Source organism: Akkermansia sp. UNK.MGS-1 (assembly GCF_000980515.1).
Classification (GTDB): Bacteria; Verrucomicrobiota; Verrucomicrobiia; order Verrucomicrobiales; family Akkermansiaceae; genus Akkermansia; species Akkermansia muciniphila.
This window is the reverse complement of sequence record NZ_LBCB01000040.1, coordinates 1-25,000: the sequence shown is the minus strand read 5'-3', so window position 1 is coordinate 25,000 and position 25,000 is coordinate 1. Positions and strand designations below refer to the sequence as shown.

General features: G+C 52.7%; 31 protein-coding genes and 1 tRNA gene. 22 read left to right on the top strand and 10 right to left on the bottom strand.

Annotation, left to right across the window (positions count from 1 at the left end):
* Positions 1-88: 88 nt before the first annotated feature.
* A complete protein-coding gene (locus WW58_RS11575; protein ID WP_031930148.1) occupies positions 89-1,207 on the bottom strand; it encodes a peptidylprolyl isomerase in 1,119 nt (372 codons plus the stop codon).
* 178 nt (positions 1,208-1,385) lie between these two features.
* Here WW58_RS11575 and WW58_RS13660 point away from each other — a divergent pair, with 178 nt between their 5' ends.
* From WW58_RS13660 to WW58_RS11555, 4 genes are read left to right on the top strand one after another with little or no spacing between them, the layout of a single operon-like run.
* Positions 1,386-2,111 (top strand): UbiA family prenyltransferase, encoded by a 726-nt coding sequence (locus tag WW58_RS13660; protein ID WP_180973519.1) that lies wholly within the window; start codon positions 1,386-1,388, stop codon positions 2,109-2,111.
* A 55-nt stretch (positions 2,112-2,166) separates the two neighbouring features.
* The gene (locus WW58_RS11565) at positions 2,167-2,817 is read left to right on the top strand and encodes a MotA/TolQ/ExbB proton channel family protein (RefSeq protein WP_012419344.1); all 651 of its coding nucleotides are present in this window, start codon (positions 2,167-2,169) and stop codon (positions 2,815-2,817) included.
* 24 nt (positions 2,818-2,841) lie between these two features.
* A complete protein-coding gene (locus tag WW58_RS11560; RefSeq protein ID WP_012419343.1) occupies positions 2,842-3,273 on the top strand; it encodes a hypothetical protein in 432 nt (143 codons plus the stop codon).
* A gap of 19 nt (positions 3,274-3,292) precedes the next feature.
* The gene (locus WW58_RS11555; RefSeq protein WP_046437832.1) at positions 3,293-4,057 is read left to right on the top strand and encodes an energy transducer TonB; all 765 of its coding nucleotides are present in this window, start codon (positions 3,293-3,295) and stop codon (positions 4,055-4,057) included.
* A gap of 263 nt (positions 4,058-4,320) precedes the next feature.
* Here the strand turns inward: WW58_RS11555 and WW58_RS11545 are convergent, their stop codons facing one another.
* The 4 genes from WW58_RS11545 to WW58_RS11530 form a co-directional block, all read right to left on the bottom strand.
* Complete coding sequence (locus WW58_RS11545; RefSeq protein WP_012419341.1) at positions 4,321-4,764, bottom strand: hypothetical protein; 444 nt, start codon at positions 4,762-4,764, stop codon at positions 4,321-4,323.
* 13 nt (positions 4,765-4,777) lie between these two features.
* Entirely contained in the window at positions 4,778-5,041 is a 264-nt protein-coding gene (locus WW58_RS11540) for a hypothetical protein (RefSeq protein WP_012419340.1), read from the bottom strand.
* 79 nt (positions 5,042-5,120) lie between these two features.
* Positions 5,121-5,753: a hypothetical protein gene (locus WW58_RS11535; protein WP_046437828.1), complete on the bottom strand. Its 633-nt coding sequence runs from the start codon at positions 5,751-5,753 to the stop codon at positions 5,121-5,123.
* Positions 5,754-5,859: 106 nt separating this feature from the next.
* On the bottom strand, positions 5,860-6,192 hold the full coding sequence (locus tag WW58_RS11530; RefSeq protein WP_256150996.1) for an HU family DNA-binding protein: 333 nt from the start codon (positions 6,190-6,192) through the stop codon (positions 5,860-5,862).
* Between the two features lie 57 nt (positions 6,193-6,249).
* On the opposite strand from WW58_RS11530, the gene rnhC reads away from it, so the two are divergent.
* On the top strand, positions 6,250-7,266 hold the full coding sequence (rnhC, locus tag WW58_RS11525) for a ribonuclease HIII (RefSeq protein ID WP_237970136.1): 1,017 nt from the start codon (positions 6,250-6,252) through the stop codon (positions 7,264-7,266).
* A 4-nt stretch (positions 7,267-7,270) separates the two neighbouring features.
* On the opposite strand, the gene WW58_RS11520 is transcribed toward rnhC, so the two are convergent.
* Complete coding sequence (locus tag WW58_RS11520) at positions 7,271-7,789, bottom strand: septal ring lytic transglycosylase RlpA family protein (RefSeq protein ID WP_180975833.1); 519 nt, start codon at positions 7,787-7,789, stop codon at positions 7,271-7,273.
* A gap of 216 nt (positions 7,790-8,005) precedes the next feature.
* Here WW58_RS11520 and WW58_RS11515 point away from each other — a divergent pair, with 216 nt between their 5' ends.
* From WW58_RS11515 to rpsP, 8 genes are all read left to right on the top strand, one after another.
* The gene (locus tag WW58_RS11515) at positions 8,006-8,728 is read left to right on the top strand and encodes an NUDIX hydrolase (RefSeq protein WP_022198334.1); all 723 of its coding nucleotides are present in this window, start codon (positions 8,006-8,008) and stop codon (positions 8,726-8,728) included.
* 128 nt (positions 8,729-8,856) lie between these two features.
* Positions 8,857-9,453 (top strand): tRNA (guanosine(46)-N7)-methyltransferase TrmB, encoded by a 597-nt coding sequence (gene trmB / locus WW58_RS11510; RefSeq protein WP_022198333.1) that lies wholly within the window; start codon positions 8,857-8,859, stop codon positions 9,451-9,453.
* Positions 9,454-9,458: 5 nt separating this feature from the next.
* Positions 9,459-10,592, top strand: coding sequence for a tRNA guanosine(34) transglycosylase Tgt (gene tgt, locus WW58_RS11505; RefSeq protein ID WP_046437824.1), 1,134 nt, complete (start codon positions 9,459-9,461; stop codon positions 10,590-10,592).
* 8 nt (positions 10,593-10,600) lie between these two features.
* Positions 10,601-10,921: a preprotein translocase subunit YajC gene (gene yajC / locus WW58_RS11500; RefSeq protein WP_157738216.1), complete on the top strand. Its 321-nt coding sequence runs from the start codon at positions 10,601-10,603 to the stop codon at positions 10,919-10,921.
* Between the two features lie 124 nt (positions 10,922-11,045).
* On the top strand, positions 11,046-11,897 hold the full coding sequence (locus WW58_RS13655) for an EF-hand domain-containing protein (protein WP_180975832.1): 852 nt from the start codon (positions 11,046-11,048) through the stop codon (positions 11,895-11,897).
* Positions 11,898-11,907: 10 nt separating this feature from the next.
* Positions 11,908-12,810, top strand: coding sequence for a tyrosine recombinase XerC (locus tag WW58_RS11490; RefSeq protein ID WP_102739019.1), 903 nt, complete (start codon positions 11,908-11,910; stop codon positions 12,808-12,810).
* A gap of 270 nt (positions 12,811-13,080) precedes the next feature.
* The gene (locus WW58_RS11485; RefSeq protein WP_306670392.1) at positions 13,081-13,452 is read left to right on the top strand and encodes a LysE family transporter; all 372 of its coding nucleotides are present in this window, start codon (positions 13,081-13,083) and stop codon (positions 13,450-13,452) included.
* Between the two features lie 165 nt (positions 13,453-13,617).
* A complete protein-coding gene (gene rpsP / locus WW58_RS11480) occupies positions 13,618-13,860 on the top strand; it encodes a 30S ribosomal protein S16 (protein WP_012419329.1) in 243 nt (80 codons plus the stop codon).
* Positions 13,861-14,024: 164 nt separating this feature from the next.
* Here rpsP and WW58_RS11475 read toward each other — a convergent pair whose 3' ends face one another.
* A complete protein-coding gene (locus WW58_RS11475) occupies positions 14,025-14,555 on the bottom strand; it encodes a shikimate kinase (protein ID WP_180974312.1) in 531 nt (176 codons plus the stop codon).
* Between the two features lie 261 nt (positions 14,556-14,816).
* On the opposite strand from WW58_RS11475, the gene WW58_RS11470 reads away from it, so the two are divergent.
* The 8 genes from WW58_RS11470 (at position 14,817) to WW58_RS11435 (ending at position 20,669) form a co-directional block, all read left to right on the top strand.
* Positions 14,817-15,863 (top strand): L-threonylcarbamoyladenylate synthase, encoded by a 1,047-nt coding sequence (locus WW58_RS11470; protein ID WP_102739202.1) that lies wholly within the window; start codon positions 14,817-14,819, stop codon positions 15,861-15,863.
* Positions 15,864-15,918: 55 nt separating this feature from the next.
* Entirely contained in the window at positions 15,919-16,263 is a 345-nt protein-coding gene (locus tag WW58_RS11465) for a histidine triad nucleotide-binding protein (protein WP_022198326.1), read from the top strand.
* A 110-nt stretch (positions 16,264-16,373) separates the two neighbouring features.
* A complete protein-coding gene (locus tag WW58_RS11460) occupies positions 16,374-16,865 on the top strand; it encodes a YceD family protein (RefSeq protein ID WP_022198325.1) in 492 nt (163 codons plus the stop codon).
* Positions 16,866-16,888: 23 nt separating this feature from the next.
* Complete coding sequence (gene rpmF / locus WW58_RS11455; RefSeq protein ID WP_012419324.1) at positions 16,889-17,080, top strand: 50S ribosomal protein L32; 192 nt, start codon at positions 16,889-16,891, stop codon at positions 17,078-17,080.
* A gap of 148 nt (positions 17,081-17,228) precedes the next feature.
* The gene (gene plsX, locus WW58_RS11450) at positions 17,229-18,278 is read left to right on the top strand and encodes a phosphate acyltransferase PlsX (protein WP_012419323.1); all 1,050 of its coding nucleotides are present in this window, start codon (positions 17,229-17,231) and stop codon (positions 18,276-18,278) included.
* A 5-nt stretch (positions 18,279-18,283) separates the two neighbouring features.
* Positions 18,284-20,044 carry an HD family phosphohydrolase gene (locus WW58_RS11445; RefSeq protein ID WP_012419322.1) on the top strand — a complete coding sequence of 587 codons (1,761 nt, stop codon included), beginning with the start codon at positions 18,284-18,286 and terminating at the stop codon, positions 20,042-20,044.
* The gene (gene ybeY / locus WW58_RS11440; protein ID WP_161994078.1) at positions 20,028-20,525 is read left to right on the top strand and encodes an rRNA maturation RNase YbeY; all 498 of its coding nucleotides are present in this window, start codon (positions 20,028-20,030) and stop codon (positions 20,523-20,525) included. The genes WW58_RS11445 and ybeY overlap by 17 nt, the downstream gene beginning before the upstream one ends.
* Positions 20,526-20,592: 67 nt before the next feature.
* Positions 20,593-20,669: transfer RNA gene (locus WW58_RS11435), tRNA-Arg, on the top strand.
* 437 nt (positions 20,670-21,106) lie between these two features.
* On the opposite strand, the gene WW58_RS11430 is transcribed toward WW58_RS11435, so the two are convergent.
* Together WW58_RS11430 and WW58_RS11425 are read right to left on the bottom strand one after the other, a co-directional pair.
* A complete protein-coding gene (locus WW58_RS11430) occupies positions 21,107-21,733 on the bottom strand; it encodes a helix-turn-helix domain-containing protein (protein ID WP_012419320.1) in 627 nt (208 codons plus the stop codon).
* A gap of 101 nt (positions 21,734-21,834) precedes the next feature.
* On the bottom strand, positions 21,835-22,281 hold the full coding sequence (locus tag WW58_RS11425; protein ID WP_012419319.1) for a hypothetical protein: 447 nt from the start codon (positions 22,279-22,281) through the stop codon (positions 21,835-21,837).
* Positions 22,282-22,492: 211 nt separating this feature from the next.
* Between WW58_RS11425 and WW58_RS11415 the strand changes: the two genes are divergently transcribed.
* Entirely contained in the window at positions 22,493-24,685 is a 2,193-nt protein-coding gene (locus tag WW58_RS11415; protein WP_046437814.1) for a redoxin domain-containing protein, read from the top strand.
* Positions 24,686-24,711: 26 nt separating this feature from the next.
* Here WW58_RS11415 and WW58_RS13650 read toward each other — a convergent pair.
* Positions 24,712-25,000: hypothetical protein (locus WW58_RS13650; protein WP_288143460.1), on the bottom strand; the 289-nt coding region annotated here is incomplete at its 5' end.

The window sequence follows — 25,000 nt, the reverse complement described above, 5'->3', positions numbered from 1 at the left end:
GCGGAAAGAAAAACAGGGGGAATGAAAGAGAGAACGCCGGACCGGCCTTGTTGAATGGGCCGGTCCGGCAATGGGGAAAGGAGAAAAATCAGATGTATATTTTGACGATGGCTTTTTTCCGGAGGCGTTCCACCCATTTTTTATAACGTTCATTGCTGCGCTTGTTGCGCGCCATGATGTCAATCTGCTCCTTGATGGCGGAGAGGGGGGGCGGCGGCGCCAGTTCCTTTTTCTCCACCAATACGATGGTGAAGCCGGTGGAGTCCACCAACGGTCCGATGATTTCGCCGGGCTGTGCGCCAAAGATGATGGCGGCGGATTCCGGGGAGAGCGTGGAGCGTTCCGTAACGGGCCAGTCACCGCCTTTTTCCGCATATAGATCCTTGGAGTAGCGTTTGGCCATTTCCTCAAAGGTGGCGTTTTTGGATTTGATTTCCTTGGCGATGAGTTCCGCTAGGTTCAGCTGTACTTCCGGCGTGGAGGCGGAGTCATCCCCCAGCATGGGAATGAAGATTTTCTTGAATTTGATTTTGTCTTTGGTCAGGTCCCGGTATTGTTCTTTGGTAGATTCGTATTCCTGCTGTATTTCCTCCGGAGTAGGCGGTATTTCCTGGTCGTATTTGGAAGCCCGCATGATTTGAACCTGGAGCTGTTTTTTCGTCATTTCCCGGAAAGCGCGGATGGTCATGCCGGAGAGGCTCAGGTTTTTCAGGAAGGCGGAACGATCTCCGTTAAAGGTGGTCAGGATGGTGCGGTTGACTTCCTGGTCAATGAGAGAGTCCCTAATGACGCCGCCCATGCCTTCAAATTCATTGCGGAGCAGTTCTCGCTCCACCAGGTCTTCAATGATGTTTTTTTTCGCCAGGGCCAGTTGCTTGTAGAATTCGGGCCCCTGTTTGGGATACTGGGCCGCGAGCTGTGCTCCGATGGGCATGAGACGCACGCTGACCTCATTGGCCGTGATGGGACGGCCGTTGACTGTGGCGGCAATCCGGTTGACGATCCGCTGGGGCTGAACACGGGATGCCGGCGCTTCGTTCGGAGAGATGCGCTTGGATTCGTCTGGCCGCACCGTTTCCCTGCCTTCATCCCCGTGAAGCTGGACGGCTCGTGGAAGGGAGGCCCGTGAATCCACGATGCTTTGCCCCTGTGCGGACAGGGGCATGGTACAGATGAGAAGCGCCTGGATGTGGGTCCTGATATTCATGGGGGGAGAGAAGAGTATTTTTAATGCCTCCGGCATGATAGGGGACAGTCCTGCAAAGACAATCTATTTCTGGGTATGTATGGATGCTGCCCGGCATGGGCGGGATGCCGGTTCCTGCATTTTTGCTGACTGTGGATGTGCTTGGTCATCGCCGTTTTTCCCTGTACAGTATGCGGCGATGCATGATTGCCGTTTATTGAGAGGAGTGCTCCGTTCCTCCCGTCCGGCCAATATTCCCACGCTGTTTACCAACGCGGCGGCGGCGTGGGCTTCCGTCCGTGGGGCGGAGCTACCGCCTCTCGCCCTGTATGGGGGCGTAGTGCTGATGGGGCTGTGCTTTTATTTGTATGGCATGTGGGAGAATGACCGTGTGGACGCCAGGTGGGATGCCGCCCGTTATCCGGACCGCCCCGTGCCGTGCGGCGCGGTGAGCGTTTCCGTACTGAGGCTGTTGTCTTTGGCGGCCGGGTTGTCCGGCCTGGTGCTGAACATGGCGCTGGGCGGGGAATTTGCCGTGGGGGCTTTGCTGCTGATTGTGATTTCCCTGTATAATGTGTTCCATAAACTGTGGAGCGGCTCCATTGTTTTGATGGGGTTGTGCCGCGGGGTGTGGGTGCTGGCCGCCGGCCTGGCATTTGCCCGTTCGGGTGGAGAGTCCGTTCCTCCTCCGGCCTTGCTGTGGTATGCTTTCGGCCTGTTTTTGTTTACCTGCGTGATTTCCGCCGTAGCACGGCGTGAGGCGGGCAGGCCCCGGGTTCAAAGGGCTGTGACGGTGCTGCTTTCCGGCATGTGCCTGTTTGATGCGGTATGGCTCCTGAGTTTCGGTTCCCTGCTGTGGCTTGGTTCCGTCTTATTATGGGCGGGAACGCGGCTGCTGCAGAAGCTCGGTTGCCGGGCCACATAGGTTTGAGTTGAATTTACATGGGAAGTGTGCATGATCTAACGCGAGAAAGAGGGTTATGAATGAATTGATCATCAAGATAGGTCCGTTGTTCTGGGTTTTGAGCGTTCTGGCCGTTTATGCGCTGGCGGTTGTCGCGGAGCGGATTTTGTATTTTCACAGGATTCAAATTAATACTGGAGATTTTTTAAGAGGTATTTCCAAGCTGGTAAATGCCGGAAAGACGGATGAAGCCCGGCATGAGGCTTCCATTTTACCGGGACCTGCGGCCCGCGTGGTTTCTTCCGTGCTGGCGCATGCCGGATTGAGGCGTGAAGAACTACGGACTGTGGCAGAGGATTCCGTTCAGATGGAAGTGTTTCAGATTGAAAAGAATATCCGCGGATTGCTGGTAGTGGCTACGGTGAGCCCGCTAGTCGGCGTGCTGGGGACGATCCAGGGGCTGGTGGGATTTTATTCCCAGCCGGGGGTTCTGGAAGGGAAGGCTCCCTCTCTTGCCATGTCGGATGCCGTTTACCAGGCCCTGCTTAGTTCCGCCCTGGGGCTGAGCATTGCTATTCCCGCTTATTTGTTTTATTCCTACCTGGCCTCCCGCTCCCGCCAGATTGTACATTCCCTGGAACGGGCCGGCACGGAGGCCGTTTGCCTGGTGTGTGATGCCCGGCAGAGGCGCGAGGCCGGAGAGAGCATGAATGGCCGGGGCGTGTGAGTGCAACAGGGAAGGAGGAAAGGCATGCAGATCAAGACCCGTTCAACATTGCCCGCCGGGGCGTTTTTCATTCAGGTGGTCGTCCTGCTGGATTTGGTTGTTCTTGTCTGCGTGCTGACGATCATGACTTCCCGTGTGGGAATGGCGTACGGGTATGAGGTAAAGGCTCCTTCTTCCCATTTTCTGATGAATATTGTGGGGGATGTTGAGTTTATTTCAGTTACGGCTGGCGACCAGCCCGCTTTTTATATCGGAAACCGCCTGATTGAAGGCGGGCTGCCCGGCGTTTCCTCAGAATTGGACCGGATTTCCCGGGAGCATGGGGAGAATGGGAGCCGTATGGGGATTGCCCTGCGTTTGGATGATTCCGTTTCACGGGCCCTGGAACAGCAGCTGGTGGATATGGTGCTTGCCAAGGGGATGACGTGTTATATTGCCGCCGAGCCCGCGGATTGATTTTTTCCCTTGTTACCTCATGAAGCTGAATAAAAAGAGCCGGGATAAAATTTTCGACCTTCATTTGGGATTGACGTTTGACTGGAGGGAAACCGGCCTGTTGCGCTGGCGTATTTTTCTGTGGATGCTTTTTTTTGGCGTTTGCGCTTTTGCCGCCGGCCTTTTTGTCCATGTGGAGGTGCCGGAAATCCGCAGCAGGGGAGATCAGCCGGGTGCCGTGGTGGTGCTGCCTGCAGATAATCCGCGCCTGCATCAGTATGTGCTGCGCAATACTCCTCTGCCTGTGAGAGGCCCCGTTTGGGCTGATCCGGTGACGGCCGGCCCGACCGGGGAAATGGGTGTGACTTTGCCTTCTCCGCGTTCCGCAGATACGCCTCTGGCCCCTCTCCCCCCCGTGTCCGTGCCCACTGTGGCGGATCAGGTCTGGCGTATGTGGCAGCATCCGGATTTTCATATACGCGCCATGATGAATCCTTCCTTGGAGATTTCCGGAACATGCATTCCCTATTTGTCTTTTTGTTCCCCGGGGCTGGATGGACGGATTGTTACAGCCGGCTCCCTGTCCGGTTTTTCCAGAAGTGAAGATCACACGGGGCTGAGGAGTGATTTTTTTGTGGTGGTGGATGTATGGGGCGTTCCTTCTCAAGTTTTGTTACTGGAGTCTTCCGGAAGTAATGGAGCGGATGAGTCCGCAATGAGGTTCGCCCGGTCTTTGCGCTGGGTTCCGTCCCGGGAGCCGCGGAGCGGCACCATGTCCATCGAATGGAAGGAGGAAGAGCCGTGAATATGACCCTCCAAGATTTTTTGATGCGCCTGTTTTTACTGGGCGCCGGCGGTTTTTGCGCTGTGGTGTCTGTTTGCCTGGCTGTGGGATGGATACGATCTTTCCTGGATCGGAGGCGCAAGTTCCAGTGCCGGATATGCGGATTCCGGTTTTATATGGAGAAGGGGAATTCCCGTGCGGAGTGCCCGCATTGCGGTGCGGCCAATAAAAAGAGCTGAAAAAACTCCGGGCAGGAAATGGCACCTGGGACGTTTCCGGCGGCTCTAATAAATCCGCAGAGATTCTTCATCAATGGGGAGCGAGTCCATGCCCAGGTCTTCCGCACCGTGTGTTCCCATTTCTTCCCGAACATAGATGACGTCCACCCGGCTGCTCTTGCCTTCGCCGGAACGGTAGCGGATGCGCGGTTCCCTGATGACGACGGTATTGCCCCCCATGGCCGCAGCTTCCTTGGTGAAGTAGTCGATTAGTTCCTTGTCTTCCATAGAGACATGGACAATGCGCCCTTCCGGCCCGTTAAAATGCCCCACGTTGGTGTATTCCCCCATGGGGTATTCGTCAATGACCAGAACTTCGTTCTGGGGGATGGGCGCACGCGGAGGACCGGAAGTGACCGGCGTCCACGCATTGGGGCCGGAGGGAGAAGAGCAGGCTGTAATCAGGCTTGTAATGAGGCAGAAGGCCGGACTGAAAAAAGGAGCTTTCATGGTTGTCCTGCCGTCAATAATCGGCAGGCGGCACAAAAATGCAACGGTAAACTTCGTTGCCGTCATGAAAGATTTGGACCATGACACGCTCCGGAGTTCTTTTAACGCAATAGGAGTCGTGTTCTTCAGGGATGGGGGGCGCATAACGGCGCGTGCTGCGGCGCGCAAAGACATGCTGGCGGAATACTCCCACGACGGCATGATTGCTCATTTTGACAATGGTATAGTAGTCGCTGGTAGGCAGGGTGATGGAAGGAGGAACGTCTTTGGCACTCACGGGCAGAATTATAGATGGCGGCTGAAAACAATGTCGAATCTGAAATGTGGCATGGGATCACGTCCGAAACATCGGCACATCAGTCCGTGCGTCCCATCATTTCCCGCGTTTCCTGAATAGTATGCGCCTGGGCTTGCCGCGCACTCATGATAGTTGGCTGTCCAAAGCTTTGTCTCTTGGCCTCAATGTCCCGGTTGACAGTGCGGTCGAAGCGTTTGTCCGCCTCTTTCCAGGAGCGTCCATGAAAGTCGGATTGCTGCGTGGCGTATTGTTTGGAGGCATCCTGCCAGGAGTGGGTATTTACTCCCTTGGCGCGGGCGATGAAGTCCGGCGTTTCCAGCTTGTCATCCGTGAAGGATTTGATGCCATCCCATTTCTTCGTTTCAAACCGGGTAGAGGCGCCGTCAAATTTCTTTTTTTCAAAGGATGCGGTTTCAAAAGCCTTTTTTTCGATTTGAGACGTGTTGCCGCTGTACCGGAGTCCTTCAAAGGAACTCCGTTTTTGGGACACCATCCTGGTGTTTCCTTCCTTGTCCGTCTGCTGGCCGAAGCCGCCGGCGAATTTCGCTTCCAAGGCATCCATCAGCTCTGCGTCCGTTTTTTCCGAATCAGGGCGTTGCCGGGGCTGAAAGTTTGTAGCTACCGTGCGTTCTGTAGCACAGGAGCAAAGTGCTGCTGCGGCAATCAGAAGAAGGTACTGTATCCGGAACATGCTCACGTTCCCTTATATTCCCGAATGCCGCGCAAATTGCAAACAAAAAGGCGCCTCCATTGCTTGATGGAGGCGCCCGGAGTAATCTGTCTGATCCCTGTGGGGATTATTTGGAGGCGGTCAGCTTGGCGACCTGATCCTTCAATTCTTTGCCGACCTTGAATTTGACAACGGAGCGGGCCGGAATCGGCACATCCTGGTCAGGGTTTTTGGGGTTGCGGCCTACTTTGGGCTTCACTTCCTTCACCTGGAAGGTTCCGAAATTGCGAATCACCACACGGTCGCCTTCAGCAAGGGTGCTGGAGATAATGTCCACGGCACGCTGTACGATGTCGAACACTTCAATCTGAGTGAAGTTGGTTTCGGCGCTGATTTTGTTAACGAGGTCTCGTTTTGTTAATGTTTTAGCCATATGGAGTGCAGAATGATATGAATGTATGAGTTTTATAGTTCAGCGTGCATGATTTGTCTCCTAAAAAATCACATAATCCGTGGCATGCTTGATTTTTACGTTCTCAACTGCGTGATGCAGGAATTTTGCTTGACCGGAATGGTTGGGATGCTTCCATTGCTTGCCGCCGGAGTGTTCCGGCTCCGGGAAGGATATATGCGAACCACGTTTACAACCATGCTGACTGACGCCCAAGCCGGAAGGCTTGAGTCCATTCTTGAGGAAAAGGGGTTTGAAAGAAGAGAGGTGCCCTATGCGCGTTTTTCCTTTGCCGGGCCTTCCCTGCTGGCGACGGTTTACGAGAAGAAGAACAAGCTTCTTCTGCAGGGAAAGGGAACGGATGATTTTATAGAGTTTACGCTGGAACCGCAGGTGACCGGAGTTTTGTCCCAGCCGGAAGAGATGGAAGAAGGAGTCGATTTTGTTCCTCACTTCGGGATAGACGAAAGCGGAAAGGGAGATTACTTCGGCCCGCTGGTGGTGGCTGGTGTTTATGTGGACGGGGGCATCGGCGCCGCATTGCGCAAGCTGGGTGTTTGTGACAGCAAGCTGGTAGGGTCTTCATCCAGAATCCGCTGCCTGGCGGAGGGGATCCGCAGGGTGCCGGGCATCCGGTTTCATCTGGTAAGCATTGGCCCGGAACGGTATAACCAGCTTTATCCGGCGTTCGGGAATTTGAACCGTTTTCTGGCCTGGGGGCATGCTACGGTGATTGAGGGGCTGGCGGCCAAGGTTCCGGATTGTCCCATGGCATTGAGCGACCAGTTCGCCAATCCGTTTGTTCTGAAGAGGGCGCTTGCCGCCAAAAAGGTGTCTGTCCGGCTGGAACAGCGTGTCCGGGCGGAGAGCGATGTTGCTGTGGCTGCGGCATCTATTCTGGCGCGCGAACGTTTTGTGAATTGGATGGATGCGGCGGGAGAGGGCGCCGGCATGAAGTTGCCGCTGGGAGCTTCCGGCCAAGTGGTGAAAGCTGCGCGCCAGTTGGTGGCCCTGCATGGGGAAGAAATGCTGCCCAAGGTGGCCAAGATGCATTTTAAGACCACACGGAATGTGTTGAAGTAGGGAATCAGGCCGGAGTGGCGCAAGGGGACGCTTCTTTTTTCCATTTCCCGTCTCCTACGGAAAGGACGGTGATTCTGACTTTGTCCAGTCCGTGGTGCTTCATGTCCAGCCGTTCTGCGGCTTCTTCACTAAGATCTATGATTCTGTTTTTGATGAAGGGGCCCCGGTCGTTTACGCGGACTTTTACGGTTTTGCCTGTTCGAAGGGATTGAACGAGCACTTCGCACGGGAGGGGAAGGGTGGGATGCGCTGCGTGCAGGTGCCAGGGGCGCACGTTTTCTCCGATCGCCGTTTTTCCGCTGACGAGCCCCCAAAGGGCGCATTCATTGTAATAGGAGGCAATTCCCGTTTGTTCATACGTCAGCGCCTGTTCCACGTTCATGGGATGGTAGCGGTGCCCCCGGATGGTATAGGGGCGGGTCATGTAGCCCGGATAATCCCGGCTTTTGGGAGAGGACGAGCAGGATGCCAGCCATAGCAGCCCGGCCAGCACGGACATTCCCCTGAGGATACCTGTCTGCATGATTTTATTATATGGATGGGGAGATGATGAAATGCAAGACGCAGGCGCGTTTTTCCGCCCGTGAGAAGCAGTATTCCGGAAGTGGCGTGATGTTTCCCGGGGGCAAGGGGAACGGTTTTTCATTGCCGTTTCTATTTTGATTTTGGTTGACTTGGCTGGTTCGCTTGCGTAGCGTTGATGCGATTCTGGGAACTTACTACAATAATAGATAACATAATGAGCAGGCAGGCATTTTATCCGCATCTCTCAGTGGATTGTGTGTTGATCGGGTTCGATGAAGAAGGTCTGAAAGTCCTTCTGGTTGAGAAGACGCAATTTGAACCCGGCCATACCGGCGCCATTTCCAAATTGCCCGGCGATTTGATTTATGAGGAGGAAGAATTGGATGCCGCTGCCCGCCGCGTTTTGTTTGACATGACCGGCATGTCTTCCCCCCATTTGGAACAGTTCCATACTTTCGGCGCTCCATCGCGCATCAAGAATCCGGAGGACAGGGCATGGGTGGAGGCTGTTTCCGGCCAGAAGATAGGACGCCTGGTGACGGTGGCCTACATGGCCATGCTCAGGATTTCCACCAAGCTGCGCAAACTGATGGAAAGCCATAAGACCCGCTGGGTTCCTGTAGATGATTTGCCGGAACTGGCGTTTGATCACCGGGATATTATTGACCTGGCGCTGGAGAGAGTGCGTTCTTCCGTGAAGAAGGAGCCTGCGCTGATTTATGACATGTTGCCTGCCAAGTTTACGGCTCTTCAGCTCCGGCGGTTGAATGAGGAGATTCACGGCAAGCCCATGGATGTGCGTAATTTCCACAAAAAAATCGCTTCCCGCCCCTACATTGTGCCGCTGGATGAGAAGGAGGAGGGGGTTCCCCACCGCGCCGCACGCTATTACCGTTTTGACCGTAAAATTTATAATCGCCTTTATTGCCGGAGCTGACGGTTCCGGGCCGTTCTGGCTTATTTTTTCCGTTTTTTCGGGCCTCTTCCCGCCATGCTTGCGGGGAGAGGGTCTTCTCGTTTGACAGAGTCCGTTTTGTAACGCATCTTATCCGCACGTTGATTCCCATGATAAATCCGGCCTTTATTCCAGACGATTTTTTCAAGGTGCTGGCGCCTTCTGATATTTTTGGAGCGGATGGTCCGTTTGAGGTTGATTTGGGGTGTGGGGACGGAGGGTTCCTGCTCCAGATGGCGGCCCATTATCCGGAACGCCGTTTTCTGGGAATAGAACGGCTTTTGGGCCGCGTACGGGGGGTTTGTTCCCGGGCGGCCGTCCGCGGGTTGGATAACGTGAAGGTGTTTCGCGTGGAAAGCCGTTACTTTCTGGAATGGATGATGCAGCCCGGCTGCATTTCCCGGCTGCATTATTTATGTCCGGATCCTTGGCCCAAGGAGAGGCATCATAAGAACCGGCTGGTGCAGGAGGATTTTCTTCCCGTGCTTCACCGTTCCCTGTCCGATGGCGGGGAGTTCCTGTTCAAGACGGATCATGAAGGATATTTTCTGTGGGTGCTGGACCATGTGGCGCGCAGCGGTCTGTTTAGCCGTGCCAGTTGGGATGAGGACGAATTTTTTTATCCCCGTACGGATTTCCAGCTTCAATGGGAGGCCATGGGAAAGCCGATTTACCGCGCCCGCTTTATCAAATTGCAGAAAGTCTGATTCCAATGCCTTTTATACTTCATCAGAAAGATTCCACCACGGCTGCGCGCCTGGGGTCGCTTGAGTTGCCGCATGGACGGGTTCCCACCCCCATTTTCATGCCGGTGGGAACGCAGGGTTCCGTGAAAACCATGCATCCGCAGGATTTGGAGATGCTGGGAGCTGAGATTATTCTGGGAAATACCTATCATTTGTCCCTGCGCCCCGGTTCCGCTTTAATTAGGCAAATGGGCGGATTACACAAATTTTCCTCCTGGAACCGCCCTATTTTGACGGATTCCGGCGGGTTCCAGGTCTGGTCCCTTGCCAAGCTCCGTAAAATTACGGAAGAAGGGGTGCGTTTCCAGAACCATTTGGACGGGGCGTACATGATGCTGAGCCCGGAGCGGTCCATGGAGATCCAGGCGGACTTGGGCAGTGATATCGCCATGCTGTTTGACGAGTGCCCCCCTTATCCCTGCGACAGGAAGTACGCGGAAGCCTCCCTGGGGTACACGCTTCGTTGGGCCCGCCGCTGCAAGGCGTGGGTGCAGGAACATCGGCCCCGTTCCGGGGAAGGGCGTCAGCACCATTTCGGTATTGTGCAGGGTTCCGTGTATGCGGATTTAAGAAAGAAGTGCGCGGAAGAACTGGCCGCCATGGATTTTGACGGGTACGCCATCGGCGGCGTTTCCGTGGGAGAGCCGGAGGATGAAATGCTCCGCGCCATTGATCATTCCGCTCCCTGGCTGCCGGAGGAGAAGCCCCGGTACGCCATGGGGCTGGGCACCCCCCCCCAATTGCTGGAAATGATTGCCCGCGGCGTGGATATGTTTGACTGCGTAATGCCTACCCGCCTGGCTCGCCACGGCGTGGCGCTGACTCCGGACGGCCCCATGCATATCAAGAATCAGCGCTGGGCGACGGATTCCCGCCCAATTGACCCGGAGGGACATCCGCATGTCACGCAATTTTCCCGCGCTTACGTGCGGCATTTGTTTAAAGCCGGTGAAATACTCGCTTTAAGATTGCTTTCTTTTCAGAATCTGGAATTCTATCTCCGGCTGATGGCCCAGGCGCGCGAGGCCATAGCCGCCGGCACGTTCGGTTCCTTCAAGGATTCGTTTATCGCGCGGTATAAAGCAAACGACATTTTATGAATATCTTTATGTTAGCACAGGCTCAGGATGCGGCGGGCGCCGCCGGGCAGGAACCCGCAAATATGTTTCAGCAGATTCTCGCCAGCCCCATGTTCATGTTTGTGATTATCATCGTCCTGTTCTGGGTGATGCTGATCCGTCCCCAGAGGAAGGCGCAGAAGGAGCAGCAGGCGCGCATCGCAGCCCTGCAGCGCGGGGACAAGGTGATTACAAACGCAGGGCTGCACGGTTTTGTGGAGAAGGTGAATGAGCGCACCGTTTCTCTCAAGATTGCGGAAGGCGTGGTGATTGAATTGGAAAAGAACGCGATCGTTCAAGTGGAGAAGTAAGTTTTTCCGCTTTCCGTACGTTTCCTGCATCCGCCCGTGTCGCCCGCCGGCAGGGGCGGATGTTTATTTTTGAAACCGTCTTTTTCCGGCGGGGTTAGTAAAAGTGGTTATGAGATTGCCCCACATGTTTATCTTGTCATGTTCCGCAGCGCTGGCGTTCGGTCTGTTCCCGTTTGCGGCAGGGCAATCCGTGGCTTCCGGCGACCGCGGGAAAATGGAAACTGCCCCCAGGCCCGGACTGGAATGCCTTCAGGTGACTTTGCTCATCCGCCAAATGGTTTTGGACCGCTATGACACCACGGGTACGGGAATTTTGTCCGAACAGGACAAGGCCCGGTTGGTGGAGGATGCCCGCTCTGCGCGGAGGGAGGCCAGAAAAGCCTTCCTGAGGAAGTTTGATAAGGATGGGGACGGAAGGCTTTCCCTGGAAGAGTACAGGGCTTTCCGGGAACATGTAGAGAAACGGCGCGGGGTGCGCAGGCCGGATGCCGGGCCGGACAAGAGAGATGGAATTCCGTTTTACCCTCCCGCCGAGAGGAAGGAAATTCCTCCGCCGCCCCCTCCGGCAGAGGGGGTGGAAATGCCCATGGTGGAAATTCGCACGGTGGGACGGAAGCGCTTCATGGTTGCTCCTGGATTGTTTCTGCTGACTCGTAACATGTTGCTGCAGAATTATGATGCCAACGGGAACGGCCGCATTGATCCGGAGGAACATGCCGTTGTCATGAAAGATGCCGCGGCTCTGTACCAGGCCAAAATGAAGGAAATGATGGAGCTTTACGATTTGGACCAGGACGGTGTGCTCAGCCCGGTGGAGAGAGAGCAGGCTCTGGCGGACAGCCATAAAGACAGCCCTTTGTATGCCATGGAAGAACCGGACGATATTGATTTGTTCATCCGGGCCAATATTAGTGAAGTGCTGCTGAAGGAGTCGCCGGTGGATGCCGGGGATGACAAGGATAAAGGTACGGAGTAATTTATTCTTCATGATGGGGATTCCTCTGGAACCGGAACAGGACTTTCTTCAATATCTGGAGGTGGAAAAGCAGGCTTCTCCTCATACGGTGGAGGTGTACGCCCGCGCCTTGCGCCAGTTCAGGGCCTGGGCGGCTGATTCATTCCCAGGGTGGGAGAATTGTACGCCGGACCAGATGAGGGACTGGCTTTTCCAGGAGCTGAAGGATGAAGCCGCCACGTCTTCCATCCGGCTGAGGTTTGCCGCCCTGCGCAGTTTTTACCGTTTCATGATGCGGAGGCACGGGCTGGAGACGAATCCGATGACGGGCGTTTCCCTTCCCAGAAGGAAAAAAACGCTTCCCGTTTTCCTGACACTCAACCAGATGTTGGAATTGTTGGAGCTTCCCTACAAGACGGCCGTTCCCGCCAATGCTCCCGCATGGCTTCCCTACCGTGATGCCGCCATATTGGAACTTTTTTATTCCTGCGGGATGCGCCTGAGTGAATTAGTAGGGCTGGATGTCGGCAGTGTGGACCACCGTTTCCGGGGCGTGAAGGTAATGGGGAAGGGGCGCAAGGAGCGCATCCTGCCTGTGGGAACTCCTGCTCTGGCTGCTCTGGAAACTTATGTTTCCATGGCCTGTCTGCCGAAGAATTCCCCCTTGTTTGTCTCCCGTATAGGAACCCGGTTAAGCGCTCGCTCCGTGCAGATGATGCTGAACAAATATGTGAAGCTGTCTTCCATTCCTTTTACCATTTCTCCCCATAAGATCAGGCATACATTCGCCACGCACATTCTGGAGGCTGGGGCGGATCTCCGTTCCGTCCAGGAACTGCTGGGCCATGCTTCCTTATCCACTACCCAGATTTACACGCATGTGACGCGTGCCAGAATGGCGGAAGTTTACAGACAGGCGCATCCCAGGGCATAAGGATTTTTTTGTTTCATGAAGGAAGAACTTATGTTCGCAGGTATTCTGCTTCTTTCCTAGGCATCTCCGGGGCCCGACCAGGCTTTTGTTACCCGGAGCACGCTGGCTTACGGCTTTGGCGCGGGAGTGATGGCTGCTTTGGGCATTGGTACCGGAATAGTTGCCCATGCTGCACTGGCTTGTACAGTAGGAGCATCCGTTTTTCACAGTTTCCTGGGGGTGGGGCTGTTTTGCGCCGCTTCCTGCTGGATGCTGTATTTGGCATAGAAAATATGGCCGAGGGGGAGGAATGCTTTCCTTGCCGGGTGCGGGGATATTTCCCCGGCTTCCTGTATTTACCGTGATGCTCTGGTGACTAACCTGATGAATCCCAAGGCCACGTTTTTCTTTGTGGCTCTTTCCGCTCCGCTGTTGGAAAAAAATCATGATCCTTCCTATGCTCTTTTTATCGGTTTTTTAATCGTGGCGACGGGAACGGCGGGCTGGATTTTGTGGGCTCTTGTTTTCCGCTGGCAGCCCATTCGTTCCTTTTACGGACGGTATGCCGGAATACTGGATGGAATATTGTCCCTTGTGCTGGCGGGGTTCGGATTCAGCATGCTGTATTCTTTTGGCCGCATGGCGGTGGAAAATTTTTCCTGATGCAGAAATGGAGGAGAGGCTTTTTTCCTGTAAAAATAACTCTGGTATTGACAATGACTCCATTATATCGCATACATCTGCACCCGCTGTGGAAAGCCGAACGCGCACGCATGTGAGTGGCAAGGCGCGCAAGTTTTCCATTAACACCTTTTATTTATAATTGATATGGCAGTAGCAATCAGACTCAACCGTCAGGGTTCCAAGGACCGTCCTTACTACAAAATCGTCGTTGTCGACAGCCGCGCGCGTCGTGACGGCCGTTACATTGAGCAAGTGGGCTCCTATGACCCCATGAAGGAAGGCGTCAACTATACCATCAATCTGGAAAAGGTTGACAAATGGCTTGCCAACGGAGCACAGCCCTCTGAAACGGTGAATTCAATGATCCGTAAGGCCCGTAAGGCTTAAGCCTTTTCCGGTGCATTATTATTTTCCTGAAGGCGTTCCTTTAATGGGGATCGCCTTTTGTTGTTTCTTGTGCGTGGAGCGGGAAAAAGGGCTTCCCCGGAAGCGCTTGCGTTAGGATGAATCAGAAAGAGAAAATTTCCCGCTCACGGAAAAACGGGTCGGCATTATTGCCGTCGGGACCGGAATACTCTGGCGGATTCCAGAATGCCGAATGCGATTTCATGGATGTGGAGATTGGCCGTATCAATGGTCAAGTGCGCCGTTTCCTGGTAAAAATCATGCCGTTCATTCATGAGATGTTCCAGCACGGCCTTGGGATTGGGTTGTTGGAGCAGGGGGCGGTTGGTGCATCTGGAAATACGCTGGTACAGGATGTTTACGTCTGTATGGAGCCAGACGACGAAGCCCAGTTTTTTCAGTAGCAGCCGGTTTTCCGGTCTGATAATGATGCCTCCTCCTGTGGAAATAATGCGGCTTTGTGCGGCGGCCATCTGAAGCTGTTGCAGGATTCCGGTTTCCAGGTCTCGAAAATGTGATTCCCCATGAATTTTGAAAATCTGCGGAATGTGCATTCCCGTCTGGCGTTCAATTAACTGGTCCGTATCCATAAAACCAAGGTTCGTTTCCCGGTGCAGTTCCTTTCCGATGGTAGTTTTGCCGCATCCCATCAGCCCGATCAGGATGATGTTTGGCAAGGATGTTGATGCGGCCCTATTCATGGCTTGATTGTACTCAATCCGGTAGCGTGAGAAAACAACTTTTTAGCGGAATGGCCTTTTCCTGCGCCAGCTTTCACTCGGGGAAGTCCGTAAGGGTGGAGTGAAGTAAAGGCAGTTGGAAAAAGAGAAGGGAAGTATGAGGCCGTAGGACGTGCTCTTATTCATTTGTCTGTTTTCTCCTTTCAGGGGAAGGAGGTCTTGCTTGACGCAGGAGCTTCTTCAGGCAAGGATAAAGCCATGCAAACCGAATTGTTCGAGGTAGATCCCCTGTCAGACAACCGCAAACTGTATGCCCGTGCGGCGGAAGCTCTGGGTGCGGGAGCGCTGGTAGGGATTCCCACGGAGACTGTATACGGCCTGGGGGCAGATGCCTTGAACCCGGAAGCGGTAGCAAGGATTTTTGAAGCCAAGGGAAGGCCTTCTTTTGATCCGCTGATTATTCATGTGCATCATGGGTGTGAGGTGGAAAAATATACCGCCGTTCCGGAGGGGCTGAAAGATCTGGTGCATACGCTTGCCTCCAGATTCTGGCCGGGGCCGCTGACCCTGGTGTTGCCAAAGGCGGATATCATTCCGGATATTGTAACCAGCGGCCTTCCTACGGTGGCCGTTCGCGTAAGCGCTCATCCTGCCATGCGGGGGGTGGCGAAAGCGCTGGGGCGTCCTATAGCTGCGCCCAGCGCCAATCGCTTCGGCCATATCAGCCCTACTTCCGCCTCTGCCGTGCAAAAGGAATTGGGGGGCAGTATTGAAATGATTCTGGATGCCGGAGCCTGTTCCGAGGGGCTGGAAAGCACGATTGTGCGTCCTGTGCTTGACGAGAAGGGCAAGCCCTCTCTGGAATTGCTGCGTGAGGGGCCGGTGACCCGGGAACAATTTCGCAACTTGGTTAAGGTGGTGCGCCGCAAGCCTTCCTGCCGTCCTGTTTCGGAAGAATCTCCGGCGGATGCGCCGGGGCAGCTCACCAGCCATTACGCCCCGCGCAAACCTATGCTGCTGCTGGAACCGGGGGAAAATTTTGCCCCGGTGGAGGGGGTGAGGTACGGCTTGCTTTCCTATGAAGGAACGTCCGCTCTTGCCCGGGAAGGGGATTGGGCGGAAGTGGTAGCCATGAGTCCCGGCAGCGGGCGGCTGGCAGAAGCTGCCGTGCGCCTGTTTGCCCTGATGAGACAGATGGATGAAAATGAAGCTATTGACGTCATTGTGGCGGAATCCGTTCCGGAATCCGGCCTGGGCCGCGCTATTATGGATCGCCTGCGACGCGCTTCAGCCGTCAGGGAATAACTTGCCCACGGTTTGCAAAACATGTTAAAGTCATTGCAGATTCCTTTTTGATTTTATGGCCGCTACGTTATTTGAAAAAATCTGTTCAGGGGAAATCCCCGCGGACATCGTATATCAGGATGACCTGTGTGTTTGCTTCCGGGACATTAGTCCACAAGCACCGGAACATTTGCTGCTTGTTCCGCGCAAGCCCATTCCCCGCCTTTCCGAGGCCGGGGAGGAAGATGCCGCCCTTCTGGGACACATGATGCTGGCAGTCGGGCGGATTGCCCGGACTCTTCATCTGGATGAAGGTGGCTTTCGCCTGGTCATCAACAATGGGCATGACGCCGGGGAAGCTGTCCCCCATTTGCACATGCATCTGTTGGCAGGCCGCAAGCTGGAATGGCCTCCCGGTTAGGCCGGAGCGAATTCGGGCATTGCCTGAAAGAGGGACGGATGTGTCATTTTCCATGAATGGTGCCGCCCTGCCTGCTTGTCAGGCATTAAGTATGCCTGTAAGATATACTCATGAAAAGATTGCTGGTAGAACTGGAGAACTTGCCGGAGGCAGGGAAAAAATACAGCGGTGAACTGGATTCTGAAATTTTCGGCATTGATGATGAAGAGGTTACTTCCATTGGGCCTCTTGCTTTTGATCTGCATGTGCAGAGATTTGAAAATGAATTGTTTGTAAGAGGCAATATTTCCGCCCCCTTTAAATTCCGCTGTGTGCGTTGCCTGGGCTACTTTGACTACGTGGTGGAAGTTTGTGATTTCGCGACTTCTTTCCAGATTGATTCACAGAATGTTGTGGATGTTTCAGATTCCTTGAGGGAAGAAATAGTTCTGGATTTTCCGGCATACCCGAAGTGTGCTGACGGAGGCATGGAAAACGACTGTATGGCGAAAACTCCGTATTTTGGAGTGGACAAAGAGGGGGGAACGGGTGTAAACAGTTCTGCCCCGATCAGGAATAGCGGCGTGTGGGACGCCCTCAATGAACTGGGAGATCATCATTAATCACCTTTTTACCAACTAAAGTTATGGCAGCACCTAAGCGCAGAACGTCCAAGATGAAGCAGCGTACCCGCCTTGCCGCTCAGGCATGGCGCGCGCCGAAGCTCCGCAAGTGCCAGAATTGCGGCAGCAGCACCCCCGGCCATACCGCCTGCCCCAATTGCGGTACGTACACGACCCGTTCCGGCAAGGAAATTGTGGTGAAAGCGGAAGCGTAAGTTCCGCGGGCGCCGCATTTGCCTTGAAAATTATCGCCGTATTGCGGCGCTATCATATAGACTTTCCAGCCGCTTTTGCTTCGCAAAGCGGCTGAACTTGCTTGAAGCGGACTGTTTTTTCTGCTAACACATTTCTTCAACAAATAATATGAAGATTGCACTGGATGTGATGGGCGGCGACAACGCGCCCGATATTAACGTGGACGGGGCGAAGCGGGCCCTGCAGGATTTTCCTCTCATTGAAAAAATTTATCTTGTGGGAAGGGAAGAAACGGTGCGCAGCTCTTGTGACCGCTGGGGGCTTTCCGGCCCGCGCGTGGAGATCGTTCCGGCTGCGGAAGTTGTGGAAATGAATGAATCCGGATTGCTGGCGGTGAGAAAGAAAAAAAATTCATCCATGTCCATTTCCGTGGATCTGGTCAAGTCCGGAGATGCGGATGCCGTGGTCAGCGCGGGCAATACGGGGGCGGCTGTAGCGGCTGCCACCGTCAAACTGAGGTTGCTGGATGGTGTGGAACGTGCGGGCATTGTGACCCAGCTTCCGAATGAATTCGGAGTCTGCAATGTGACTGATACCGGAGCCAACCCGGATGCCAAGCCCCGGCATTTGGTAGGGTATGCCGTTATGGCCAGCATTCTGGCGCGTTCTGTTTACGGCAAACAAATGCCTAAGGTGGGAGTTATGAGCAATGGCTCTGAAGATGAAAAGGGAACAGATTTTACCAAGGGAACTTTTTGTCTGTTGAAGCATTTGGAGGAGCGCGGTGCGCTCCCTTTTAAATTCGTAGGAAATGTGGAAGGCCACGATCTTTTTGAACATGAAATAGATGTGGCTCTGACAGACGGTTTTACCGGAAACGTCCTGTTGAAAACATGCGAGGCTACCGCCAAGGCTTTCAGCAAATGGCTGAAAGAGGAACTTAAGGCAAACCCGTTCCGTATGGTTGGAGCTGCCTGCGCCTCCGGAGCATTCCGTGCCATGAAAGCGCGCCTTTCTGCGGACTCCGTAGGGGGAAGCCCTCTTCTGGGCGTCAGGGGCGTGACCATCATTGCGCATGGCAGTTCTACCCCTGTAGCCATTCGCAATGCCCTGAGAGTTTCCATGGAAATGGTGCAGCAGGGCGTCAACCCCCTAATAGAAGAGGAGATGGCCCGGCTGGGCACTATTCCGGAGGTTGCCGAAGTGTACCCCAAATAATTATCATGTTTCATTTTCTGAAAAAGCATGCCGCCGCAGCGGCAAAAGAAAGTGCCTCCCCGGAAGGGGCTGCCTCCGTGTCCCGTTCAGCCGGTGACCGTTTGGATTCCAGCCTGGCGGTATCCGTCGGGTTGTGCGTGCTGGTTTTCATCGTGCTTCAATGGATGGGCAGTTACAGTCCCCACTGGGGAAAATCCATATGGCATCATGTGTCGGAAGCTTTTCTGCTTTTTTCCGTGACGCTGGCGCTGATGCCTATGTACTGGTTATGCGCCGGTTCCCTGCGCAGGAAAAACAAAACCTTTGTCGTCACGTGGGGGGCGGTTCTGGTCCAGCTCCTGTTTTTTGGTCTCATCCGGCATGTAACGGCTGACATTACTTCCGACATAGGCAATGAACTTTTGTACCTTCCCTATATGATGGCTCCGTTGGTTGTCACGGTGCTGCTGGGACCTCTTCTGGGCATGTTTGCCACTATTTCCATCTGCATGCTTGGCGGATTTTTCATTCTGCCGGAGCAATATGCTCCGGAAAAGCAGGTCCAGTTCTGGATTCTGAGCTCTCTCTCCGGCATGCTTACCGTGTTGCTTACCCATAACCTGCGGAATCGTGCTCAGTTGCTGCGAGCGGGCTTCTTTGTGGGGCTGCTTGTCATGGTGCTGTGTTGCATCATGGGTGTCATCAATCTCCAGGCATGGGACTACAACCTTACTGGAGTTCTGGTTTGCCTGGCCGTGGCTTTTGGCGTAAGCATGCTGACCAGCGTGCTGATCAGCGGTGTCCTGCCTATCATAGAAGGAGCTTTTAAAATCATTACGCCCATTTCCTGGCTGGAAATGGCGGATATGAACCGCCCTCTCATGAAAAGGCTGCAAATGGAAGCTCCGGGAACCTTTCACCATTGCCTGATGGTTGCCCAGCTGGCGGAAGCTGCGGCGGAAGCCATTGGGGCCAATCCCATTGAATGCCGGGTGGAGGCCTACTACCATGACATTGGCAAGATGCAAAACCCCCTTTATTTCATTGAAAATATCATGGACGGCCCCAATCCCCATGATGAGCTGACGCCCAGCATGAGCGCCCGTATCATCATCGACCACGTTCAGGACGGGGTGGCATTGGCCAGGGAGAACAACCTTCCGCGTCCTTTGGTGGACGTTATAGAGCAGCATCACGGCACGTCACTGGCTTACTTCTTTTACCGGAAAGCCCTTCAATACCGTGATGAGATTCTGAGCCGCGTGGAAAGCGGCCTGGCGTCTCCGGATGACGTCCCGGAGGTGGTGGAATCCAACTTCCGTTACAAGGGGCCCAACCCGCAGAGCAAGGAAACGGGAATCGTCAGCCTGGCGGACATCGTGGAAAGCGCCACGCGCTCCATGGGTAAAATTTCCTGTGAGGAAATGCAGAAAAGGGTGGATGAACTTTTGAAGCAACGGGTGGTGGACGGCCATTTGGACGATTGCGGCCTTACCTTCGGAGATCTCAAAAAGATTCGCAACAGTTTCATTAAGACGCTGAAAAGCATCCACCACAACCGCATTGCCTATCCTTCCCACAATCCGGAGGCAAAAATTGAAAAAAATGCTTTCTCTGATGTGTCCGTCAGGGAAAAAGAAGAGAAAGCGGTGAAAAAGGAAGGTGAAGGCAAAGCCGTTCCTGAAATCATGGAGTTGCCCGATGCCGGAACCCTTCAAGAGGGAAAATCCACGGAAACGGAGATGAAGAACGGAGCGGATGCGGAGGAAAATGAAACCGAATCTTGAACTCTACAATCATTTGGGGGAGGGGAGGCTCAGTTCATCCGTTACGGATGCCCTGATTGGAGCCTTGGAGAGTTGTCTTCCGTCCGTGTTGGCGTTGCCTGAAGGTCCTGTCCCCGTACTTTCCGGATTGGATGAAGTAGAAATCAGCGTGGTTTCCGATGACGTCATCCGGGATGTGCATGCCCGTTTTTTGAATGATCCGACGGCGACGGATGTCATTACTTTTCCGCATGGAGACGGAATAGGAGAGATCATCGTCAGCTTTGATACCGCTATCCGGCAGGCTTCGGAATTCGGAGAACCTGTTTTCAGAGAACTTTTCCGGTACATGGTGCATGGTCTTCTGCATCTGCACGGATATATAGATACGGAACCGGAGGAACGGGAACGCATGTTTTCCTGTCAGGAGCCTCTGGTGCGGAAGTTTGGAGCGACCCTGGTGGACATACCTTTTACGCATGACCGCTGCTCCGGCGCTTAAAGCGCGCTTTTCAAAGATCCGGGCTTGCCAAGTTGAGATGAACTCTGTTACTCTTTTGCCGCATCATGCGTCCATAGCTCAGTTGGATAGAGCAACTGCCTTCTAAGCAGTGGGTCACTGGTTCGAATCCAGTTGGACGTGCCATTTTTTAACCCCGTATTCTTTTTAAGAATACGGGGTTTTTCATGTGATAAGAGCTTTTTCACCAAAAGCCGGCTTTCTTAAAAATGGAGAGGCAAGGTAAGTATGGTTAACTCTGGTGAACAGGCTGCATAGAAGCACTATTACGCATGGTTCGGACTGTTTTTCCAATCAATAGTGATTGATTTTTGAAACTGGAGGGATGATGTAATGTGGCTGAAGATTTTTTCTCTGTGTTGAGAGATAGGATAGTCTGTGGCCGTCGTGATAAAAGGAACAAAAAAATGAAAGGGTTCCGTGAAAGATTAAGAAGAATGGCCCGGAAGGCCAGGCTGGCGGAGAACCTGCGATGTTTTAGAAAAATACCGGCATGGGTATGCAAACAGTGCATTTTCAGAAATGCTCCCGTGGAAAAGAAAATTTGAACTTTTGAATAATTCTTATTTTATCCGGCGGTGGCGAATCTCTCCGGTATTGGTAATACGGGAGTATGGAGACGTCTTTGAATATTCATCCTGAGTGAGTACATTAACGCATAACTCCAGGATTTTATGCATGCCGTACATGGGAAGATCTATGTCCGGATGTAGTTTCTGGAATTTGTGAACAATTTCCATTTCCGTTTCAGGAAAATTCACGGGAATGGTATTGGGAAGCTGAACTTTCCACGACTCGCCTTCACTCATCAGCTTATCGATAAAGAGATATTGGGTGACAGGAATGTTACCGCGTGCAGTAAACCAGGTATGTACGGTGCGGACGGAAACGCGGCATTGTTCCGCAAGCCATCGGCGTGTTTTGCCGTGAGCCCGGAGCCATTCCTTGATTCTGAGTTTTTTCGGGTCACATTCTTCCGTATTGGAAGGTGGATTCAGATCTGAATCGGAAACCAGGCCTGGAATGATGCGGGAAAGCGCTTTTTTGGTATTGGCCGATATTTTACGAACGCTCATCTGTGCGTAAAAAGTTTGCGGCCGGATGCCTATCTCCTCCGCCAATTGATAGGACTTGCGGTTTTGGCTTTGTAGCCACTCCTTCACCAAAATGCGTATATCGTCGTCAGACATGAATTTGTGCAGATTTGTAATGAAAGAAAAGATAGGGAAGAGGCGATAACAACACTATTTTCTCTTTCTCTGGAATCGATCCGGAATATCGCATCCTCTTTTCAGCTTCTGCTTTTGATGCTGGAAAGAGCATCCAGTGCTTCACTCGCCCATTCCGGAACGGTCAGGCCATGGCGTTCAGCTTCATTCCTGAACTTTTCATACTTTTGAGGAGTAACGGGAACGTGGATGCTGTTCGGATTTTTTGTTTGAGCCAGGCGTGCCTGTTTGGCGTACTCTTCCTTCATGATTCTGATGATAAGGCGTTGTCTGGCACGGGGAATTGGAACAGTGGAAAGCCATTTATCGACCTGACTTTTGCTGACGCCGCAAAGGTCGGCAAATTCGTCCCGGGTCATTTTCGTAAGAGCGAGAAACTTTCTGATACTGGACTTCATTTCATCCATGAGCGCATTTTTCGCATTCAGAAAAATCTGGCAAGCCATTTCTGGCATATTTTCTATTTTAGAAAATAATATTGTCTTTGTATATCCAAAAAGGTAAATCATTTTTCCTAAATCCAATGAAACTCAAAAAAGTGTGGATGCTGAGCGTGTTTGTTTTCTTATTCCATATGAAAAACTTCATGATTAATATTTTTTATTTTTGGGAATATTTTGTATTTCGTTCTGGTGAAAAGAACACGATAACGGCTTTTCTATCTTTCCTTTCCTTTTTCTATTGGCTTGACACAGAAGGTTACGATAGTACCGTGTTACCATGTTAAATTCCTCTCTGTTGGTTTTAGGGTGTTCCATGATCTTTGCGGTGTCTGCCGGAATGCCATTGCACGCAGCTTCTTCTGAGAAAAAGGAAAACAAAACGGTTGCTTCGGAGGATGCCCTTCCATCACTTGCTCTGGATGGTTTGCCGGATGTATGGATACAGGGAACTCCGGTAAAGGAATGGGAAAAGGACAAAGTGTACATTTTTGAATTTTGGGCTACCTGGTGTGGCCCGTGCCTGGCTGCTATGCCCCATATGGAACAATTGCATCAGGCATTTAAGAATAATCCTCATATGCAGGTTATCGGAGTTAACGTCATGGACAGGAAATCTCCGGAATCTCTGAAAGAATTTTTAAGAAACCGTCCATCGCCCCTTACTTATGCCATGGCCGTGGATGTGGATGGGAAAAAAACCAGGGATAAATGGCTGTCTCCAATGGGGGTTAACGGCATCCCCCATGCTTTTGCCGTTAAAAACGGCAAGCTTATTTGGAGAGGGCATCCTGGAAAACTTTCTGAAGAAATGATGCGGGCCATGTTGAAGCCTGATTTTTCTGCAGCATCTCTTCCGGGGGATAATCCCGGCGCAAACGCCCGTGCATGGAAGCTCTACCGCCAGGTTTCTGAGAGAACGGGAGAGCTTGCCCGGAAGGGAGGAAAGGGGGAAGCGCAGGCCTTTTTAAGGCAAATTCAGGATTCGGGACAGTTTCAGCAGGATCAGATCATTCAACTGAAAATGGTTCCATTCAGAGTCTTGGCGGAATTGGAAAAATTCCAGGAAGCACAGGCCGTACTGGATGACCTGTGCAAAGAGTATCCGGACAATTACCGTGTACAGATTGATGTGGCGGGAACGCTTCTAAATGGAAAATCCGTGCCTGCCGGAAAAATGGATGCCGCCCTGGTGGAAAGATGTCTGAACCGTTGTATTGAAATCTCCAGAAGGAATAACAAGGAAGCTTCCTTGCCATGGAAACTGATGGCGGAACTTAGGGAACGGCAGGGAAATATGGAAGAAGCGTTGCAGGATATGGAAAAGGCGCTTTCCTTAACGTCCATCAGCAAAGCCTGGACGAAGTTGCAGCAGCTTTCAGGCAATAAGAAATCCTTTCAGAATCTTGTAAATCAGGCGGTTGCTGAAATAAAACCGGAACCTCCGAGGAAGATGCAGGAAATGGGAGTAGTGCAGGAAGACAAACAGTACACTCCCCTGTTCAGCAAATTAAAATGGTTCAATCATCCCGGTCTAACAGGACTTCCTGTCGGCAAAACCGTATTCATCAGCTTCTGGAGAGGCCACAATAATATACTTGGAGAAACAGCTCCTGGAAGAGCTCTTGATGCCGTTCTTAAAAAACACGGGCTTTTAGACCATCCGGGAGTAAAAGCCGTGGTATTGGGACTCAATCCGTCGGCGGAAAAACAGATGCGGGACTATTTATCCGGGCCGGAAGGATGGACTCCTTATCCTGTCGGTATTCCATCGGATCGTTCGGTCATTGAATTTTGTGATTTGCTCAAACTTGACTCATTTCCCGCCGCGGTCGTCGTTCGTGACGGAACATTGCTGTGGGCTGGAGAAATTAAGAAGATGCCCGAATGGGTGGCGGAAACTGCCAGATTGGACTCTTTTGACAAAAACAGGTTTGCGGAAGAAGATGCGAAACGGAAGGCCCGCCAGCAGGCCATGTATGCTGTCATAAAAAAATCCTTTGAATTGAGGCGGGAAAAGAAATTTGATGAATACCAGAAGTTGATTGAGGAAAATGCAGGGCAGTTTTCCGATAACGGATGGTTTGCGTCTACTGTGGCGGAAGTGCGGGCGGAAAAGGCTTGGAAGGAGAAAAATTATCGGAAAATGGTTGATATCTTTGACCACGTCTTGGAGTGTTTCCCCCGGGAAGATTCGCTTGCTTCCTATATCCTGAAAATCCTTAACGGCTCGGAGGAAATGCGTAAATACAGCTATAAGGCGGCTCGGCGCGCTCTCCAGATTATGAGGGATTCTAATACGAGGGATGATGGCGGATACAATGCCGCCTGCTATGAAGTGATGATGAATATGGCAATGGAGAAAAAAGATTATGACCAGGCAAGGAAGGATGCTGCAAACGCCCTCCGGGAACTGCCTCTGGTTCATCAATACGCAGTCATGAAGAAAAAGAGTGGAGGAGGCAAAAAGTAGAGAGAAACTTAGGACTTCTGAAACGTTTAGGCCTCTTTCGTGCTGAAAGAGGCTTTTTTATTAGAAAAAAATAAAAATGTAATACGTTGATAATCAGATATTTTTTTGATTTTGATCTCAACAAATCGCAAAAAACATCTCGAAAAAAATTGACAAAAAGGTGTGGTATGGTAGATTTCTCGGCACGCCAACACGGCGACGGGATGAAAAGCCCGGCGGCTGAAGGGCTCGGAAGAGCGCTGGAGGCGGCTGGAGCCGGCCACCCGGAGAACCCCCCGGAAGGGGTTGCGATAAGAAGATTTGAAGGGAATGACT